At 54.9% G+C, this 15,909-nt stretch carries 17 protein-coding genes; 11 read left to right on the top strand and 6 right to left on the bottom strand.

Annotated features, from left to right (window positions below):
• Nucleotides 1-206: 206 nt before the first annotated feature.
• Nucleotides 207-2,042: a methyl-accepting chemotaxis protein gene (locus WH298_RS22375; protein WP_180824103.1), complete on the top strand. Its 1,836-nt coding sequence runs from the start codon at nt 207-209 to the stop codon at nt 2,040-2,042.
• A 174-nt stretch (nt 2,043-2,216) separates the two neighbouring features.
• Nucleotides 2,217-3,293 carry a diguanylate cyclase gene (locus WH298_RS22370; protein ID WP_049853140.1) on the top strand — a complete coding sequence of 359 codons (1,077 nt, stop codon included), beginning with the start codon at nt 2,217-2,219 and terminating at the stop codon, nt 3,291-3,293.
• Between the two features lies 1 nt (nt 3,294).
• Here the strand turns inward: WH298_RS22370 and WH298_RS22365 are convergent, their stop codons facing one another.
• Both WH298_RS22365 and WH298_RS22360 read right to left on the bottom strand, forming a co-directional pair.
• Nucleotides 3,295-3,756 (bottom strand): OsmC family protein, encoded by a 462-nt coding sequence (locus tag WH298_RS22365; RefSeq protein WP_180824102.1) that lies wholly within the window; start codon nt 3,754-3,756, stop codon nt 3,295-3,297.
• A gap of 38 nt (nt 3,757-3,794) precedes the next feature.
• Complete coding sequence (locus WH298_RS22360) at nt 3,795-4,460, bottom strand: helix-turn-helix domain-containing protein (RefSeq protein WP_180824101.1); 666 nt, start codon at nt 4,458-4,460, stop codon at nt 3,795-3,797.
• Nucleotides 4,461-4,597: 137 nt separating this feature from the next.
• Here WH298_RS22360 and WH298_RS22355 point away from each other — a divergent pair, with 137 nt between their 5' ends.
• The 7 genes from WH298_RS22355 to WH298_RS22325 are packed head-to-tail and all read left to right on the top strand — an operon-like array spanning nt 4,598 to nt 10,612.
• The gene (locus WH298_RS22355) at nt 4,598-5,515 is read left to right on the top strand and encodes a carbon-nitrogen hydrolase family protein (protein WP_007885195.1); all 918 of its coding nucleotides are present in this window, start codon (nt 4,598-4,600) and stop codon (nt 5,513-5,515) included.
• Nucleotides 5,508-6,290 (top strand): ABC transporter ATP-binding protein, encoded by a 783-nt coding sequence (locus tag WH298_RS22350; RefSeq protein ID WP_180824100.1) that lies wholly within the window; start codon nt 5,508-5,510, stop codon nt 6,288-6,290. Before WH298_RS22355 ends, WH298_RS22350 begins: the two co-directional genes overlap by 8 nt.
• Before the next feature lie 18 nt (nt 6,291-6,308).
• The gene (locus WH298_RS22345; protein WP_235440758.1) at nt 6,309-7,145 is read left to right on the top strand and encodes an ABC transporter permease; all 837 of its coding nucleotides are present in this window, start codon (nt 6,309-6,311) and stop codon (nt 7,143-7,145) included.
• 2 nt (nt 7,146-7,147) lie between these two features.
• The gene (locus WH298_RS22340; protein WP_180824099.1) at nt 7,148-8,164 is read left to right on the top strand and encodes an ABC transporter substrate-binding protein; all 1,017 of its coding nucleotides are present in this window, start codon (nt 7,148-7,150) and stop codon (nt 8,162-8,164) included.
• Between the two features lie 9 nt (nt 8,165-8,173).
• The gene (locus WH298_RS22335; RefSeq protein WP_049853146.1) at nt 8,174-8,377 is read left to right on the top strand and encodes a hypothetical protein; all 204 of its coding nucleotides are present in this window, start codon (nt 8,174-8,176) and stop codon (nt 8,375-8,377) included.
• Nucleotides 8,370-9,740, top strand: a complete 1,371-nt coding sequence (locus tag WH298_RS22330) for an amidase (protein WP_180824098.1) — start codon at nt 8,370-8,372, stop codon at nt 9,738-9,740. Before WH298_RS22335 ends, WH298_RS22330 begins: the two co-directional genes overlap by 8 nt.
• Nucleotides 9,737-10,612 carry an EamA family transporter gene (locus tag WH298_RS22325; protein WP_180824097.1) on the top strand — a complete coding sequence of 292 codons (876 nt, stop codon included), beginning with the start codon at nt 9,737-9,739 and terminating at the stop codon, nt 10,610-10,612. Before WH298_RS22330 ends, WH298_RS22325 begins: the two co-directional genes overlap by 4 nt.
• Nucleotides 10,613-10,829: 217 nt before the next feature.
• On the opposite strand, the gene WH298_RS22320 is transcribed toward WH298_RS22325, so the two are convergent.
• Together WH298_RS22320 and WH298_RS22315 are read right to left on the bottom strand one after the other, a co-directional pair.
• Complete coding sequence (locus tag WH298_RS22320) at nt 10,830-11,114, bottom strand: biofilm development regulator YmgB/AriR family protein (RefSeq protein ID WP_007885172.1); 285 nt, start codon at nt 11,112-11,114, stop codon at nt 10,830-10,832.
• A gap of 325 nt (nt 11,115-11,439) precedes the next feature.
• The gene (locus WH298_RS22315) at nt 11,440-12,018 is read right to left on the bottom strand and encodes a helix-turn-helix domain-containing protein (protein WP_007885171.1); all 579 of its coding nucleotides are present in this window, start codon (nt 12,016-12,018) and stop codon (nt 11,440-11,442) included.
• Nucleotides 12,019-12,081: 63 nt separating this feature from the next.
• Between WH298_RS22315 and WH298_RS22310 the strand changes: the two genes are divergently transcribed.
• Complete coding sequence (locus tag WH298_RS22310) at nt 12,082-12,591, top strand: GNAT family N-acetyltransferase (RefSeq protein ID WP_180824096.1); 510 nt, start codon at nt 12,082-12,084, stop codon at nt 12,589-12,591.
• 16 nt (nt 12,592-12,607) lie between these two features.
• On the opposite strand, the gene WH298_RS22305 is transcribed toward WH298_RS22310, so the two are convergent.
• Nucleotides 12,608-13,498: an EamA family transporter gene (locus WH298_RS22305; protein ID WP_180824313.1), complete on the bottom strand. Its 891-nt coding sequence runs from the start codon at nt 13,496-13,498 to the stop codon at nt 12,608-12,610.
• Between the two features lie 112 nt (nt 13,499-13,610).
• Here WH298_RS22305 and WH298_RS22300 point away from each other — a divergent pair, with 112 nt between their 5' ends.
• Nucleotides 13,611-14,945 (top strand): aminotransferase-like domain-containing protein, encoded by a 1,335-nt coding sequence (locus WH298_RS22300; RefSeq protein WP_180824095.1) that lies wholly within the window; start codon nt 13,611-13,613, stop codon nt 14,943-14,945.
• Between the two features lie 126 nt (nt 14,946-15,071).
• On the opposite strand, the gene araC is transcribed toward WH298_RS22300, so the two are convergent.
• Nucleotides 15,072-15,779, bottom strand: a complete 708-nt coding sequence (araC, locus tag WH298_RS22295; protein WP_238344529.1) for an arabinose operon transcriptional regulator AraC — start codon at nt 15,777-15,779, stop codon at nt 15,072-15,074.
• Nucleotides 15,780-15,909: the final 130 nt, after the last annotated feature.

Here is a 15,909-nt window from a genome sequence, read left to right as displayed (position 1 = left end):
GCGTTTGGGTTGATGTTCTTAAAAATGGGTTTCAGTCTAATCATCTAATGGTATAAAAATTATATGTTTTAGTTCGCACGGCCCGCTTTCAGAAGTGCGTCACATCCTGCAATCACTTTTAACGCAATCCCTAATAAATATTTTCCGCCGTGTTCCGATAACTCCCTTACAAATCTACAAAAACAACAAACGCAGGAGTAGGGAACATGGGGCTGGTATCCCGTTTACGTAATGTGCGCATTACCCGTAAGTTGTCGGCAGGATTCGGCATCGTACTGTTGTTAGTGGCGCTAGCCACCGGATTAAGCGTGCAGCGCTTTAACGCCATTCATGACATCTATCAGAAAACCAACCTGATTTATGACATCAATATTGAAGTGTTTCAGGCCAAAATTAATCGCCTCAAATATCTTTATGGTGATGACAAATCCGGTCAGGTCATGGCGAACTACGTCACTCACGCGCAACAGTTGACGAGTGAAGCGAAACAGCTCTCCTGGACAGAAGGTGCCAAAGAGCGGGTTGATGAATTGACGACGCATCTCGCCAGTTTCCACAACAGTATCGGCGCAATGACGCAGGCCACGCAGCAACTCAACAGCCTGCGCTCGCAGCTTGATAGCTTAAGTCAGCAGGATATGACGTCACGCTACACCCAACTTATTCGCACTCCCGTCACCAATCCCGATCTCACCAACCAAATTTATCAGCAGCTTTTTGCCATCAGTAATGTCCGTGAAGAGGCGTGGGCGTTGCGCTTTAACGTCAGCGATGCGCTGCGTAAAACGCTGGAGAACCATTTCCAGCAGGCCGATCAAGGTATGAAAGCTTTACTGGCACAGCTGCCGCCAGAACAGCAGGGTGAATTTAACGCGCTGTGGAATGAGACAGAAAAATTCAAAAGTTTGAGCCTGCAAGCGGCAGATGCCTATGGGCAACTGCGTAGCGCGGAAGACACCGTTAAAGTGGCGGGCGATAAGAGCAGCGCCGCAATCAAACAGATTATTACCATCGTTAAAGCGCGTAACGATGAACTGGCCAACGGCTCGGCGGCGATTTCGCTTCTGATAGGTGGCCTGGCCATTCTGTTTGGCGTTTTGGTGGCGTGGTACATCATTCGCCAGATTACGCGTCCGGTTTTCCACAACCTGGAACTGGCGGAGCGTATCGCCAATGGCGATCTCAGTTCGCAGTTTGCTACTGACCGGCATGATGAATTAGGTAAATTGACTTCGGCGATGGGGCGCATGAACGAACGCCTGCGCAGCATGATTGGCGATGTGTTGAGCAGTGTCAGTAGCGTATCGCAGGCGGCCAGCGCGATTAATCAGGGTAACCTGGATTTGTCATCGCGCACCGAGCAACAGGCTGCGGCGGTGGTGCAAACGGCCGCCAGCATGGAACAGCTCACCGCCACGGTGAAAAATAACGCCGCGAATGCGCGTCAGGCGAGCCAGATCGCCGCTGAAGCCTCACACAATGCCAATAAAGGCGGCATCGCGGTGCGCGATGTGGTGAATACCATGGGCGAAATCTCTGAAAGCTCGAAGAAAATCGCCGATATCACCGCCGTGATTAACAGCATTGCTTTCCAGACTAACATCCTTGCGCTTAACGCTGCGGTGGAAGCGGCGCGTGCCGGCGAACAAGGACGCGGTTTTGCTGTGGTCGCCAGCGAGGTACGTAATCTGGCCCAGCGCAGTGCCGGTGCCGCTAAAGATATTGAGCAGCTCATCAGCGAATCGGTGGGCCGCATCAGCAATGGCCACCAGCAGGTGGCGCGCGCCGGTGAAACCATGGATCACATTCTCGGCAGCATTGCGCGCGTGAATGAGATTATGGGGGAGATTTCAGCGGCGTCCGATGAGCAGAGCCGCGGCATTGAGCAGATCGCCCGAGCGGTCGGCGAGCTGGATACCACCACGCAGCAGAACGCCACGCTAGTAAGCGCCTCTTCACACTCGGCGAATTCGCTGGAAGAGCAGGCGATGATGCTGGAACGGCTGGTGGCGCAGTTCCGCTTGCAGGGCGCGGCACGCTAGGCAACAGGGCAGTGGACGTCGCTCCAGATTGATCTCCACTGCCTCTCTTTTGCACACAATGCGAGATTTTTGTTCTGCCAACAAATGGCAAGGTAAATATTCTTAAAATAAAGCGATCCGCGGCTACTTTTTCCCGTTAAACTGCAATTCTTGTCGCCCTGATATCTCCCATGCATGAACTACTACTCACCTGACGATAGCCATTTGAAGCGGCGTTCCCAACGCTTCGTACGTCGCATGTTCATCATGCGTCAGCTCGGCACGATTTTATGTTTTTTCCCGATTCTATCGGTGCTGATGGAGATGAATCGCAGCGTGGGATTTAGCGCGCTGTTATTCGTGAATGCCTTTTTCTGGCCGTGGCTGGCTTATCGCCGTGCGCTACGCGCCGAAGACTCCACGACCAGCGAGCGACATAATCTCACCCTCGACGCCGCATTTGGCGGCATCTGGGTGGCGCTGATGGCGTTAAGTCCGCTGCCCTCGTTTATCATCATGGCGGTGCTGGCCTCCGATCGCTATGCCGCAGGCGGCGCGGCACAGTTAATCGCCGCGATGCAGGCCTTTCTGTTTGCGTTTGTGCTGGTATGGCTGGTGGATGGCGCAGGCGTGCATCTGGCGTTTAGCACGCAAACCGTGTGGTTAACGTTGCCGCTGGCAACCTGCTACATGCTGGTGTTGAGCGTCACGTCATACAATCTTACCTGGCAGCTGCGCAAACGAAATCGTGAGCTGGAGCGCATCGCGCTGATGGATCCGGGCCTGGAGATCCCTAACCGTCGCCTGTTTGAACGTCGGCTGGAAAGCGAATTTCTCAGTACCCGGCGCGGTGATAGCGCGGGCTATTTGTTGCTGATGGATCTCGATTATTTCAAATCGGTAAACGATACCTGGGGCCACGAGGCGGGCGATTTCCTGTTGGCGGAGATCTCGGCGTTGCTGCGTAACCATGTAGGATTGCAGGATATTCCAGCACGTTTTGGCGGCGATGAACTGGGCGTGATTGTGCACCATGCCAGTGACGAATCGGTGGTGGCGCTGGCCAGGCGTTTGCAAGAGAAAATAGCGCAGGTGCGCCTACCGGCTTCAGCGGAGTTTCATTGCTCGGTGAGTATTGGCATTGCTTCTGCGGCACATGCGGAATCGATCCGTCAATGGCTGCGACATGCTGATGAGGCGCTATACGAAGTGAAACGCGCCGGACGCAACGGTGTGCGCTTATGGCAACCCTCGCTGGCCGGCGCGGCCTGACTTAACTGAACTCGGGTGCGCAAGTTACCGGAAAGTTAAGTGAATTGGCGATAAAACAGGCCTCATGTGCCTGATGATGTAGCGCACGCGCGCGGTCCGCATCTGCCGGATCGCGCAGCGTAATACGTGGTTTCAGGATGATCTGGGTAAAGCGACCGCGCGTTCCTTCAATCATGGTGCCTTCTGCCGCATCTTCATACGCTTCCACCACAATCCCGGCATCTGAACAGAGATGCAGATACCACAATTTATGGCAGGCCGAGGCTGAAGCCAGCAGTAACTCTTCCGGATTCCAGCGCGCCGCATCGCCACGAAATGCCGGATCGGCGCTCAACGCCACCGTCTCTTTTCCTGCGACAATCAGCTCTGCGTTACGATCGTAAGCGGTATAGGATGCCGTGCCGTTGCCGCGATTGCCGGTCCAGCGAACCGTGACCTGATAATGATGTTTCCGTGCTGCCATTTCTGAAGCTCCTTTCGAATGAACAATGCCTCAGCAGACTAACATGGCGCCCCGCGCGCCAGATCCTCAATATCCAGCTTTTCCGTCTGACAGATGGAGATCAAGCTGGCGGCTTCGTCACTCAGACGCACAAAAGTATGGCGCATGGTGCTGTCGATATAGGCGCTATCGCCTTTGGCCAGCCGCAGCGGTGCGTACAGCTGCGTGTGCAACATCACTTCACCACTTAGCACGTAGATAAACTCTTCGCCCGCATGCTGCGACCAGGCTTCTGGCGGCGGCAATTGCTGGGTTTCAATGCCCATCACCACCGGAATCATACCTTTTACCAACAGCTCGGCGGCGTGCACTTCATAGCGAAACCACGGATTGGTGAATGCAATTCCTTTGCCCGCCAGCGTGTAAGTGCGACGCCCCTGAATGGCGCCGCGGGTCAGCGGTGAATCAGGCAGCTCTTCAGCAAAGAGTTCGGCCAGCGAGTAATCAAAAGCGCTGGCGATTTTGGCGATGGTATCGAAGGAGGCCGAAACCTGGCCTTTCTCAATCTTCGACAACGTGGAGATCGATACGCTGCTGAGCTCGGCAACCTGCTCCAGTGTAAGTTCACGCGCCTGACGTAGGGTCTTGATGCGCATACCAAAATCCTGCTCGCCGGTGGTGGCTGCGCCCAGCCCGGAGGCTTCATGCTGTCGGGTGGTTTTCATCGTGCTGACTCTCTTCAACAGAGTGAATGTGAACACTAATTTCTCACATATGATAAAAAATTTCCTATAAGAAAATTGTATTGGTCATAGTGTGAGTTACGTAGCAGCTTAGAAAAAAACTTCTGGGAGCTGTAGTCATGACCGCCATCACCATTGCCAGCGTCACCTTAACGGCGTTTTACGATAAAGCTCGCAATCTCAATAACCTGCTGGCGTGGATGGAGCATGCGGCGCAGGAAGGTGCCGATCTGGTGGTATTTCCAGAGCAGATTTTACAGGGCTATCTGCCAGACACGCTTAACTGGAACGGCGATGCGGTGGCGTGGCAAATGGCACAGGCTGAAGTGGTGCCACAGGGTGAAAGCGTTCAGGCACTGCAGCGCCTGGCGACTCAGCTTGGCCTGCATGTGGTGTTCGGCATGACGGAGCGCCACCCCGAACGTGCCGAAGTGCTGTTCAACAGCGCGGTGCTGCTGGGGCCGCAAGGTTTAATCGGCGTATATCGCAAGGTGCATCAGCCGGGCGATGAGAAGCACGTTTACTATCCTGGCAGCGACTTCCCGGTGTTTAACACAGCGCTGGGTCGCATCGGCATGCTGATTTGTTACGACAAGGTGTTCCCGGAGAGTACGCGCGAGCTGGCGCTGAAAGGGGCGGACATCATGATCATGCCCACCGCGTGGGGCTACGGCGGTGATGGCAGCGCCGGGGATGCCGACCCCATGGTCGATAGCTACACGTTGTTTGGCCGGGTGCGCGCCCTGGAGAATCAGTGCTGGATGGTCGAATCCAATCTGTGCGGGCAGCACGGCAATCTGCACTATCACGGCCACAGTCGCATCATTGATCCGCTCGGCAAGATTATTGCCGACAGCGGCAGCCGCGAAGGCATGGCGCTGGCCAACGTGGAGATCCAATCCGCCATCCTGCGTGCGCGCAGCAGCGACTATCTCGGTTATCACTTCCTGAAAGATTACGTTCCGGTGCAGGCGCCGCCTTCACCCTTAACGGTTCACAATCGCCACGCGCGACCTCTGGGGGAAAACCATGACTAAGGTACTGGAAGCCGCAGGCATCCATAAAAGTTATCCGACGGTGGGCGGCGAAGTGACGGTTCTGCGTAACCTGAACTTCCACGCTAACCAAAATGAATTCGTCTCGTTTGTGGGGCCGAGCGGCTGTGGCAAATCGACGCTGTTCAACATTATTACCGGCCTGCTCATGCCCGACAGCGGCAGCATTCTGCTGAAGAATCGTGAAACCACCGGCACGCCATCGCCGGAACTCGGTTATGTGCTGCAAAAAGATCTGCTGTTTCCGTGGCGGACGGTGATCGACAACGTGATTCTCGGCCTGGAAGTACGCGGCACGCCGAAAGCCGAAGCGCGCGCCAGAGCGCGTGAACTGTTTGAGCTCTACAAAATGACCGGCTTTGAACAGAAATATCCTGCGCAATTGTCCGGCGGCATGCGCCAACGCGTGGCGCTAATGCGCACCATGGTGACCAACCCGGAAATCATCCTGATGGATGAAGCCTACAAAGCGCTGGATTACCCGCTGAAAATCGCGCTGGAGAGCGAGTTGCTCAGCGTGGTGAAGGAGCAGCATAAAACGGTGATTTTCATTACGCACGATATCGAAGAGGCGGTGACGATGTCGGATCGCGTCTACGTAATGAAAGCGCGTCCGGGAGAGATCGTGCAGGAAATTAAGGTCGATCTCGGTACCGACAGCTTATCCATTCCCGAACGCCGCCTGGCGCCGCGCTTCAATGAATATTACGAGCGCATCTGGCGCAGCATCGGCACGCAACCTGAGCCGGTTAACTAACAAGAGGATCACATGGTGATGAATACGCTGTCTTCGCGCCCGACGGTCGGCGCGACCGCAAATCGCAGCAGCCGCGAAACCTTCTTCCGCTCGGCTAACGCGCGCCGTTACACGCTGCTGGTGCTCCAGATTGCGATTGTGGTGCTGCTGCTTGGCGGTTGGGAACTCGGGGTTCGCAGCGGCAACATCAACGCGTTTCTGTTTTCCAGCCCATCGCAGGTTTGGGAAGTGCTGGTGGCACGCTTCCACAGCGGCGAAATGCTCACCGACATCCGCGTCACCGCAGTGGAAACGCTGGTTGGCTTTGCGGTGGGCGCGATTGGGGGATCGATCCTTGGCCTGCTGCTGTGGTATTCCCGCTTTATCTCCGATCTTGCCGCGCCATTTATCGCGGCGATTGGCTCAATTCCGGTGCTGGCGATTGCACCGATGACCATCATCTGGTTCGGCACCGAAATGCTGTCGAAAGTGGTGATCGTGGCGTTCTCCTGCGTGGTGGTGTCGTTGACCACCTCATATAAAGGCGCGATGCGTACCGATCCTGACCTGATTAATCTGCTGCGCTCCTTCAATGCCGGGCGCGGCACAATTTTCTTCAAGCTGGTGGTGCCATCAGCGATGTTGTGGGTGCTCTCCGGTTTACGCCTTAACGTGGGTTTTGCGCTGGTCGGTGCCATCGTTGGCGAATACATCTCGTCCGATGCGGGCGTCGGGCACATGATCCTGCTCGGCAGCTCCAACTTCGGTATGAACATTGTGCTGGCTGGCATCGTGCTGGTCATGCTGATGATGCTGTGTTTTAACGCGCTGGTGGCTTTTCTTGAACGCCTCATTCTCTCCTGGGACAGGAAATAATCATGAAAACATTTCGCTTCGCTACGATCTCTGCCGCAGTTTCTTTGGCTTCATTGGTATGTGTCAATTCGGCGTTAGCTGCTGACACGCCGGTACGCATCAACCAGGCTTTCCAGTCGCTGCTTTATCTGCCGCTGTACGTGGCGCAGGAGCAGGGTTTTTTTAAGCAGCAGGGCGTTGAGGTAAAAATCAGCACCGGCGGTGGCGGGGCGCAATCCTGGGCGGCGGTGATTGGCGGCTCGGCGGATTTCTCGATTCAGGACCCGGTTTTTGTGCCGAAAACCCGGGAAAACGGCGGTAAAGGCGTGGTAGTGGCGGGTGTGCAGAATGCGCCGACCATCTTTGTCTTCGGCAAAGAAGCCGCTTCGCTGCAGGACAATTTGTCGCTGTTATCCGGTAAACGCGTGGTGACCAGCCCGCAGCCGGATACCACCTGGGCGTTCATGAGTTATCTGATCAAACAGAACAACCTCAAGGACGTGAAGCTGGTGCACGTGGCGATCGGCAATGAAATCCCGGCGGTGGCGGCGGGGAGAGCCGATTACGCGCTGGCAGCGGAACCGCAGGTCACTATGGCCGAGCAGCAGAACGGTTTGCATGTGGTTTATTCGTTTTCGGCGGCACAATCCTGGTATCCGTTTGCCTTCTCCAGCCTGACGACCACGCAGCAGTACATCGACAAAAATCCTCAGGCGGCGCAGGCGGTAGTGACCGCATTCGAACAGGCTTCGCGCTTCATCTATAAGCATCAGGAAGAGTCGGTACAGATTGCACGCAAATACTTCCCGGCGTTGCCGGAAGCGGTGGTGAAACAAGCGGTACAGCGTGAGATTGACGCTAAGGGTTATCCGGAGAATGTACTGGTGTCGCAGAAAGCGTGGGACAACAACATGAACATTGCGCTGTATGCCAAAAACATCAAAGCCTATCCCTCGGAAGCCACCTCTTATCAGAACAGCGTGAATGTCGATCTGGCAACCAAAGCCAAAGCGGCGGTTGATGCGCTGGGCGATAAATAAGGAGCCGCCATGGAGAGTATTGCACTACGGCTGGCGCTGATTCAGCGCCACTGTGCGGCCGATGCCGCTGAGCTGCAGCATTTACTGACAGATTGCGAAGCGCGTGCGGCGGGTGTCAGCGCCTTTGCCGCGCAGCACTTCCCGCCAACTTTATTGCCGGCGCAAGCGTGGGTTTCGGCTTTACAACCGCCGCTGGAGTTGCCGCATGACTGAACTTATTTATGCCTCGATGCTGGCGCTGGCGCAGCAGCTGCGCACGCGACAGACCAGCGTGCCGGAACTGGTGGAAGCCTGTCTGGCACGCGAAGAGGCCACCCACGATCTGAATGCGTTTACTGAGGTCTATGCTGCGCAGGTGCGGCAAACGGCCAAAGCCAGTCAGCGCCTGCTAGAGCAGGGTTACGATCTTGGCCCGTTGCACGGCATGCCGATCGCCATCAAAGCCAATATCGATCTGGCGGGTGAAGAGATGCATGCCGGCAGCAAAATCCTCAGCGGTAACATCGCCAGCCGCGATGCGGTGGTGGTGCAGCGTCTAAAGCAGGCGGGCGCGCTGATTATTGGCAGCACCAACATGCATGAGTTCGCGTGGGGAGGCACCACCAATAATCCGCATTATGGCGCCAGCAGCAATCCGTGGGATAACTCGCGCATCCCCGCCGGTTCGAGCGGCGGCTCGGGTGTCGCGGCCTCGGTGCGCAGCGCCGTGGCAACGCTGGGAACCGATACCGGCGGATCGATTCGTTTACCGGCATCGATGAATGGCATCACCGGTTTGCGCCCGGGCGTTGGCCGACTTTCCGCCGAAGGCATTTTCCCGCTGGCCACCAGCCTCGATACCGTGGGTCCGCTGGCGCGTTACGCTGAAGAGTGCGAAGTACTGTTCGATGTGCTTGAGGGCAGAGCAGGAAAACTCAGTGCCATGCCAGAACTGGCAGGCTTGCGCATCGGTTTGTTGCCGGATGTGCATCAGCAGGTGCAAGCGGATGTAGCGAGCGCTTACGATCAAATGGTGCAGTGGTTTAGTGCCGCCGGCGCGCGTTGCCAGACGCTAAGTTTCACCGGGCTTGATCAGGCGGTGAATGCCCTGGTGCTGATCAATCTCGCAGAACCGGCTTCGCTGCACGCTGCGTGGCTGGCAGACCGCCCGCAGGAGTACGGCGCGGACGTACGCAAATTATTACAGGCCGGGTTGAGCATTACGGCGGTGGAGTATCTGCAGGCGCAGCGCTTCCGTACCGGGTTACGCATGCAGATGCTGCAACAGCTTAATCAGGTGGATGTGATTCTGGTGCCGACGCTGCCGTTTACCGCGCCGCATAAAGGTCTGGAAGTGATTCAGATGGGCGATCGCGAAGAGAGCGTGTTGACCGGCAACATGCGCTACAACGCGCTGGCGAGTTTGTCGGCGCTACCGGCCATCAGCCAACCCGCGGGTTTTGATCGCGACGGCATGCCGATTGGTATGCAGCTGATTGGCCGCGACGGCGCCGAACGTCAGCTGCTGGCACTGGCACGCCGCTTCCAGCTGGAGCACGATTATCACCAGCAAACGCCTGGACGGTTGCGCGCGTGAAAGCGCTGTCGCTGCGCGATGTGCTGATTCTGGTACTGGTGGTCAACGGTTGGGCGTTTAACGTCATCGCCATGAAGTTCGGCCTCATGGAACTACCGCCGCTGTTTATGTTGACGCTGCGGTTTATGCTGGTGGCGGCGATTCTGCTGCCGTTTCACCGTCTGACACGGCGCCAGCTGCCCGGTATGTTGTTGCTGGCGTTCACCTTCGGCTTTGTGCATTTCGGGCTAATGGTGATCGGCATGCAAACCGCTGATGCCGGTACCACTGCGGTGTTTATTCAAATGGGTACGCCGCTGGCCATGTTGCTGGCGGCGTTCTGGTTGAAAGAGCGGCTCGGCTATCGGCAAATTTCCGGTGTGGCGGTGGCATTTATCGGCGTGATGATTCTGGCGGGCACTCCTGCGCTTACGCACTGGCAGGGCATGATGTGGCTGCTGATCAGCGCCTGCGGCTGGGCATGCAGCACGGTGATTATCAAGCGTCTGCCGCCCATTGCACCGCTGGCGATGACCGGCTGGCTATCGTTGTTTGCCATCCCGCTGGTCGGCATAAGTTCGCTACTCACCGAGCAACATCAATTCACTTTACTGCTGCAAGCGGGCTGGCGTGGCTGGCTGGGTGTGATTTACAGTGCATTAGGTTCTTCGGTGTTCGCCTATTCGCTGTGGTACGGCTTGCTGAAACGCTATCCCGCCAGCCAGATTTTGCCGTGGTCGCTGCTTAGTCCGGCGCTGGCGCTCCTGTTGGGCGTGGCAATCCTGCATGAAACCCTCGATCACAGCAAAGTACTCGGCACGCTGCTGATTGTGGGTGGGATATTGCTGGCGGTGGTGCGGCGGCAGGTGTTCAGACGGCGGGTGCTGGCATAAACAAGTGACGCACTGTCACGGCATAAGCCTGAGCTCCAACTCAATGTTATTTAATAAAGTAGTAACGCTACCGAAATAGGATAGGCAAAGAAAGTGAACGAGAAAATGAAGTGAACTGAAGGTTGAATAGTTCGGTAATGTCAATTCGACCCGACATATCTCCCGGCTTTTACATAATTCGGGAGATATGCCAGGTTGGACCTGCATGACCATTTACTCACCAGTCAAAATAGGCCCATCGCTCTTCTTCACCTGGGGTATATCCCACGACGACTTTGAGCGCATTAATTAATACATCAAGTTGTGCTTCATCAGAGGTGTTTTCAATGGCTGCGATGAGATGCAGAATCATGGCGCTGCTGGTGAGGTTCTCTCCATGATTCATAATGTCGCGAATTGCGGCGTCCATCACGGCCGCTTCTGCCGAAAACTGGTCACCCGCACTGCGGAAGTGGTGAATAATATTTGCTTCGACAGACGACTGCTGCGTGCTTTGGTGCATTTTATTTTCTCTCCTTTGTCCGTTAGGCGGGGCAGTGTGCTTATTAAGAGAATCTCTGTGCTGTTATCAGCCATGCGGAGACAATCTAGGTACTCATCAACCTTCAGGCCACAGGCTGACGCATGGCGAACTTTCCTAAAAATATAGCCGGTGATGTCTAAATGTAAAGTTATACATGGCTGGAAAACTTGTACAGCGATTGTCTTTATGTACAACCTAATTTTTTATGCAAAAAGTGCTAATTATTCATCAAAAATGAGGAAGTGTGCCTCTGGCCGGGTTTGCTCTTGGTGAAGAAAAATGACCAGCATATCGGCAAGTCCCGTCAGGCTGGCTTGAGCACAATAACGGCATAGCGGCACACTTCGTCAGTGTCATTTCTGAATACACAATCGGCGGGATCGCCAAGCTCAAGGCAATCGCCCGTTAGCATCTCAAAGGTATGCGTGCCTTCCTCAAACGACAGTTTGCCCTCAATCACCCATATCAGCTGGCGGCGTGAAAGATACGAGATGGCTGGCATCGGCACCGCCGTGTTGGGCGGAAGTTCAACGCTGACAAGATCAACAGGCATCTGTCCTGGTGAGACATGGCGGCGGATGTAGCCAGTTTCCGGATCCTGCCAGACAGCCTGATTCTCATATTTGACCAGCGTGCCCGATCGCATCTCTGTTAGCGCCAGAAGTTGCGACATGGACATATCAAACGATCCTGAAAGTCGTGCCAGCAGGGTGGCGGTCGGGCTACTCTCTCCGCGTTCGATTTTGTGGATCATCGCCCGCGAAACGCCTGAGTTCTGAGCCAGATCCGTTAATGACCAGCCCCGTTTTTCCCTTTCCTGTCGTACCTTCTGACCGATGCGGGCGCTGAGCTGATCTTCTTTACTGGACATTTCATCTAACATAATGGATAACTACGATAGTGTACGATTTATCTACTTTAGTGAATCAACGATGAGGTGTCTACCATGCTTATTCGTAGTGCAACAGAACGCGATGCGGAAGTGATTGCGGAGATTTATAACGATGCCGTGCTTAACACCACCGCAATCTGGAACGACAAAACCGTCGATTTTGTTAACCGCATCAAATGGATAAGCGAGCGGCACGCTGCCGGTTTTCCGGTCATCGTAGCGGTAAACGAAATGGACGCGGTGCTGGGCTATGCGTCTTATGGGGACTGGCGTCCCTGGGATGGATACCGATATACCGTAGAACACTCGGTATACGTCCATAAGAGTGCACGCGGGAGCGGAGCAGGGACTGCACTGATGCAAGAGCTTATCCGGCTGGCGACAGAACAGGGCAAGCACGTAATGGTCGCTGGCATTGAATCTGAAAACGTCGCATCCATTGCGCTGCACAAAAAGCTAGGTTTTGCCGAAGCGGGCCGCATGGCCGAGGTTGGCACTAAGTTTGGCCGCTGGCTAGATCTGACGTTTATGCAGCTGTTTTTGAACACATCTGAAGCAAGCTGAAACGGGCAGGACATTTCTAACCTGCGAACCGGCGCGATCCTATAACGCAGAGGATCACGCCCAGCGTGACCGCAATCATCAAGGGGCTGACGGCTTCATCCAGCAATGTAGCGGACAGGCCAAGCCCAAAAAAAGGTTGCAGCAGCTGTAGCTGACCCACAGCGGCGATGCCACCGATGGCGAGGCCCTTGTACCAGAAAATAAAGCCAATCAGCATGCTAAACAGTGACACGTAGCCAAGCGCTAACCAGGCGGATGTACTGATGTGGCCAAAGGATTCAGGCAGAGTGACAAATGATGCCGCCAGCATAAAAGGAAGCGAAAGAATCAGTGACCAGCTGATGACCTGCCAACCTCCCAGCTGACGCGAAAGTCTGGCCCCCTCGGCATATCCCAAACCACAAACCACCACCGATGCGAGCATCAGCAAATCGCCGGTTAATGAGACGGCAACCTGATGTGACAGCGCGAACCCCACCACGAAGAGACTGCCCAGTATGGAAAATATCCAGAAAGCGAATCGTGGTCGCTCTCCTCCACGAATGACACCAAAAATAGCGGTAGCAAGTGGCAGAAGACCGAGAAATACAATCGAATGCGCGGAGGTAACGTGCTGTAAAGCCATTGCAGTTAACAGCGGAAAACCGATTACAACACCCAAAGATACGATGATTAACGAGCCGAACTGGTGAGCAGCAGGGCGCTTTTCTCTGAAGCAACCAATTAGCATCAGCGCCAACACTCCAGCGATGGATGCTCTTATAAAGGTCAAAAAGAACGGGTCGATTTCCTGCACCGCAATGCGTGTTGCCGGAAGTGAGCCGCTGAAAATAATCACGCCCAGCAGGCCATTCAGCCAGCCCGACAGGGCGCTTCGGTCCCTGTTATTAACCACCGTATTAACCACGTTAAAACTCCCTTGAGTGATGTGTACCGATGAATATTTTCTGACACGTTGACGCTGCGGATGGTAAACGCCAAAATCCATAACAATCAAAATATTGTCATGGATACATTTGATGAAGGCTCGCTATAAGGCAATTGTTGACGAATTCGCGGCTGCTATTCGCGCAGGTGGTTTGTCTGCAGGTACGCGTTTGCCGACTCACCGTGCGTTATCTGCGTCCCGCCGCATCTCACTGGCCACCGCAACGCGCGTTTATGCAGAGCTTGAAGTGATGGGGCTGGTCAGCGGCGAAACCGGGCGTGGAACCTTTGTCAGGGAGATTTCCCTGCCGCCGGGTCTGGGAATGGATCAGCAGGTGGTAGCCACCGATGTAGTGGATCTCAATTTTAACTATCCCTCCTTACCAAACCAGGCAGAACTACTGCGCGATGCGCTACGCCATCTCACAACCTCCGGTGATTTAGCTTCTTTGCTGCGCTACCAGCCTCATGCTGGCAGACAAAACGATCGCGAGGCCATTGCAAGTTGGCTTACCGCTTCAGGTCTCAAGGCGGCGGCTGAAAATATCCTCATCGTTAACGGTGCTCAGCATGGATTAACCGTTGCCGCGATGGGGATGCTGCGCCCGGGTGATGTAGTCGCTGTGGATGCGCTGACTTACTCGGGATTCAAAGCGTTGGCCAGTCTTTATCATCTGGAGCTGGCTCCCATCCCTGTCACGGCGACAGGTCCAGATCTGAGTGCGCTGAGACAGCTTTGCCAACGTCGCCACATAAAGGCGCTATACACCATGCCAACCCTGCATAATCCACTTGGCTGGGTATTGGACCATGCGCAGCGCCGTGAGATTAGCGAAATTGCGCGTCAACATGATTTGGTGATTATTGAGGACGCTGCTTATGCTTATCTCGCGCACGGTTCTCCACCGCCGCTGGCCCATTTCGCACCGGAAAGAACCCTGTATGTAACCGGCTTTTCTAAAAACATTGCGACCGGCCTGCGGGTTGGCGCGGTGGTATGTCCGCCGGCTTTTCGTCCTGCGCTTGAACGCGCTATCCGTGCCACTGCCTGGAACACGCCCTCGCTGATGACGGCGTTGGTATCCGGTTGGCTGGAGGATGGAACGATTACCCGGCTGGAATCGCTCAAACGGCAAGATGCTCGTCAGCGGCAAACCCTCGCGCGGGAATGCCTGGCGCCGCTCGACTATGTGAGTCATGCCAGCTCTTATTTTATCTGGCTGCCGCTGCCAGAAGAGATTCGTGCTGAACAGGTGGTACGCCAGCTGATGAATGAGCAGATTTCTGTTTCATCAGCCGAACCCTTCAGTACGACTCAAAACGTCCCGCATGCTATTCGCCTCGCCTTGGGTTCCGTAAGCCTGGATAAGCTGAAAGACGCGCTAAATAAAGTCAGAGAGGTGATTGAGTATCAGCGCTATTTATAAGGAAACTCTGCAATCCGGTTAATTAAGTAAATTAAGGCATCTGGGATGTCACTGAGCGCCTGCATCTCTTTGGCGGCCTGACCTTGCTCGATCCCCGCCAACTTCCAGGCATTGGCTCCAGCCTCATCAGAATAGTGGCGCGCGCTCAAATTTCTTGCGGTAATCGCGCGGGCTCAACTGATAGTGCTGACTAAACACGCGTGAAAAGTACAAAGGATCTTCATAGCCCACCGCCCGCGCGATCTGAGTGACATTGAGCTGGGTATGCCGGAGTAAATCACAGGCGCGGGAGACGCGCTGCTGTTCCCGCCAGCCATAGATGGTATTGCCAATCTCTTTTCTGAAAATGTGGGTCAGACGCGAGGTTGAGAGGAAGGTCATACGCGCCAGTTCTTCAATACGCGTATCTTCGGACAGGTGTTCATTGATGTAATCGCAAACAGTCTGAATACGCGGATCTCTGTTGTGGCGATTGCTGGTGGGTTGCAGCTGGAAGGTTTTTAAAATGATGCGTTCAAGCGCATTCATAGCCAAGGCTTCTGGCAGCGCCGATCCTATCGCATTATTGGCAATGACCTCTTTAAAGAGCTGAATCATTTGCTGGCTATGGGCATCATCGGGCAGCTTCATGCGACCAATGTTCCCCTGATGGCTATCCCAGCGCAGCCAGTCAATCCAGTAGGGACGAGGGACAAAATAGATCCAGAGATGATCCCACGCGATGCTCTCCTTTGCCCTGCCGTAGTGGTGAATCACACCCGGTGGGAAAAGTCGATACGGGCCATCGGAGCTGACAGTTGCTCCAGAAGGGTTCGTGCAGTATGAATCCCTCAGATCATAGTACGTCGCGGGTCCGGCCAGACTGACGGCTTCCGTATCGTGGTCAATCAGAGAGGGGAGGGGGAAGATATCTATTTGACAGCTATCGCTTTTATCTTTAATCAGTGCAGTACATTATGTTTAC

Origin of the sequence: Pantoea nemavictus (genome assembly GCF_037479095.1) — a bacterium.
GTDB classification, from domain to species: Bacteria; Pseudomonadota; Gammaproteobacteria; order Enterobacterales; family Enterobacteriaceae; genus Pantoea; species Pantoea nemavictus.
This window is presented reverse-complemented; position numbering and strand designations above follow the sequence as displayed.

What these genes read in the sequence shown, in the direction of transcription:
- WH298_RS22375 (WP_180824103.1), top strand. Translation starts at nt 207, where the DNA reads ATGGGGCTGGTATCCCGTTTACGTAATGTGCGCATTACCCGTAAGTTG.
- WH298_RS22315 (WP_007885171.1), bottom strand. Translation starts at nt 12,018, where the DNA reads ATGTTAGATGAAATGTCCAGTAAAGAAGATCAGCTCAGCGCCCGCATC.
- WH298_RS22360 (WP_180824101.1), bottom strand. Translation starts at nt 4,460, where the DNA reads ATGAAAACCACCCGACAGCATGAAGCCTCCGGGCTGGGCGCAGCCACC.
- WH298_RS22335 (WP_049853146.1), top strand. Translation starts at nt 8,174, where the DNA reads ATGGAGAGTATTGCACTACGGCTGGCGCTGATTCAGCGCCACTGTGCG.
- WH298_RS22355 (WP_007885195.1), top strand. Translation starts at nt 4,598, where the DNA reads ATGACCGCCATCACCATTGCCAGCGTCACCTTAACGGCGTTTTACGAT.
- WH298_RS22320 (WP_007885172.1), bottom strand. Translation starts at nt 11,114, where the DNA reads ATGCACCAAAGCACGCAGCAGTCGTCTGTCGAAGCAAATATTATTCAC.
- WH298_RS22340 (WP_180824099.1), top strand. Translation starts at nt 7,148, where the DNA reads ATGAAAACATTTCGCTTCGCTACGATCTCTGCCGCAGTTTCTTTGGCT.
- WH298_RS22350 (WP_180824100.1), top strand. Translation starts at nt 5,508, where the DNA reads ATGACTAAGGTACTGGAAGCCGCAGGCATCCATAAAAGTTATCCGACG.
- WH298_RS22345 (WP_235440758.1), top strand. Translation starts at nt 6,309, where the DNA reads ATGAATACGCTGTCTTCGCGCCCGACGGTCGGCGCGACCGCAAATCGC.
- WH298_RS22330 (WP_180824098.1), top strand. Translation starts at nt 8,370, where the DNA reads ATGACTGAACTTATTTATGCCTCGATGCTGGCGCTGGCGCAGCAGCTG.
- WH298_RS22370 (WP_049853140.1), top strand. Translation starts at nt 2,217, where the DNA reads ATGAACTACTACTCACCTGACGATAGCCATTTGAAGCGGCGTTCCCAA.
- WH298_RS22300 (WP_180824095.1), top strand. Translation starts at nt 13,611, where the DNA reads ATGAAGGCTCGCTATAAGGCAATTGTTGACGAATTCGCGGCTGCTATT.
- WH298_RS22365 (WP_180824102.1), bottom strand. Translation starts at nt 3,756, where the DNA reads ATGGCAGCACGGAAACATCATTATCAGGTCACGGTTCGCTGGACCGGC.
- WH298_RS22310 (WP_180824096.1), top strand. Translation starts at nt 12,082, where the DNA reads ATGCTTATTCGTAGTGCAACAGAACGCGATGCGGAAGTGATTGCGGAG.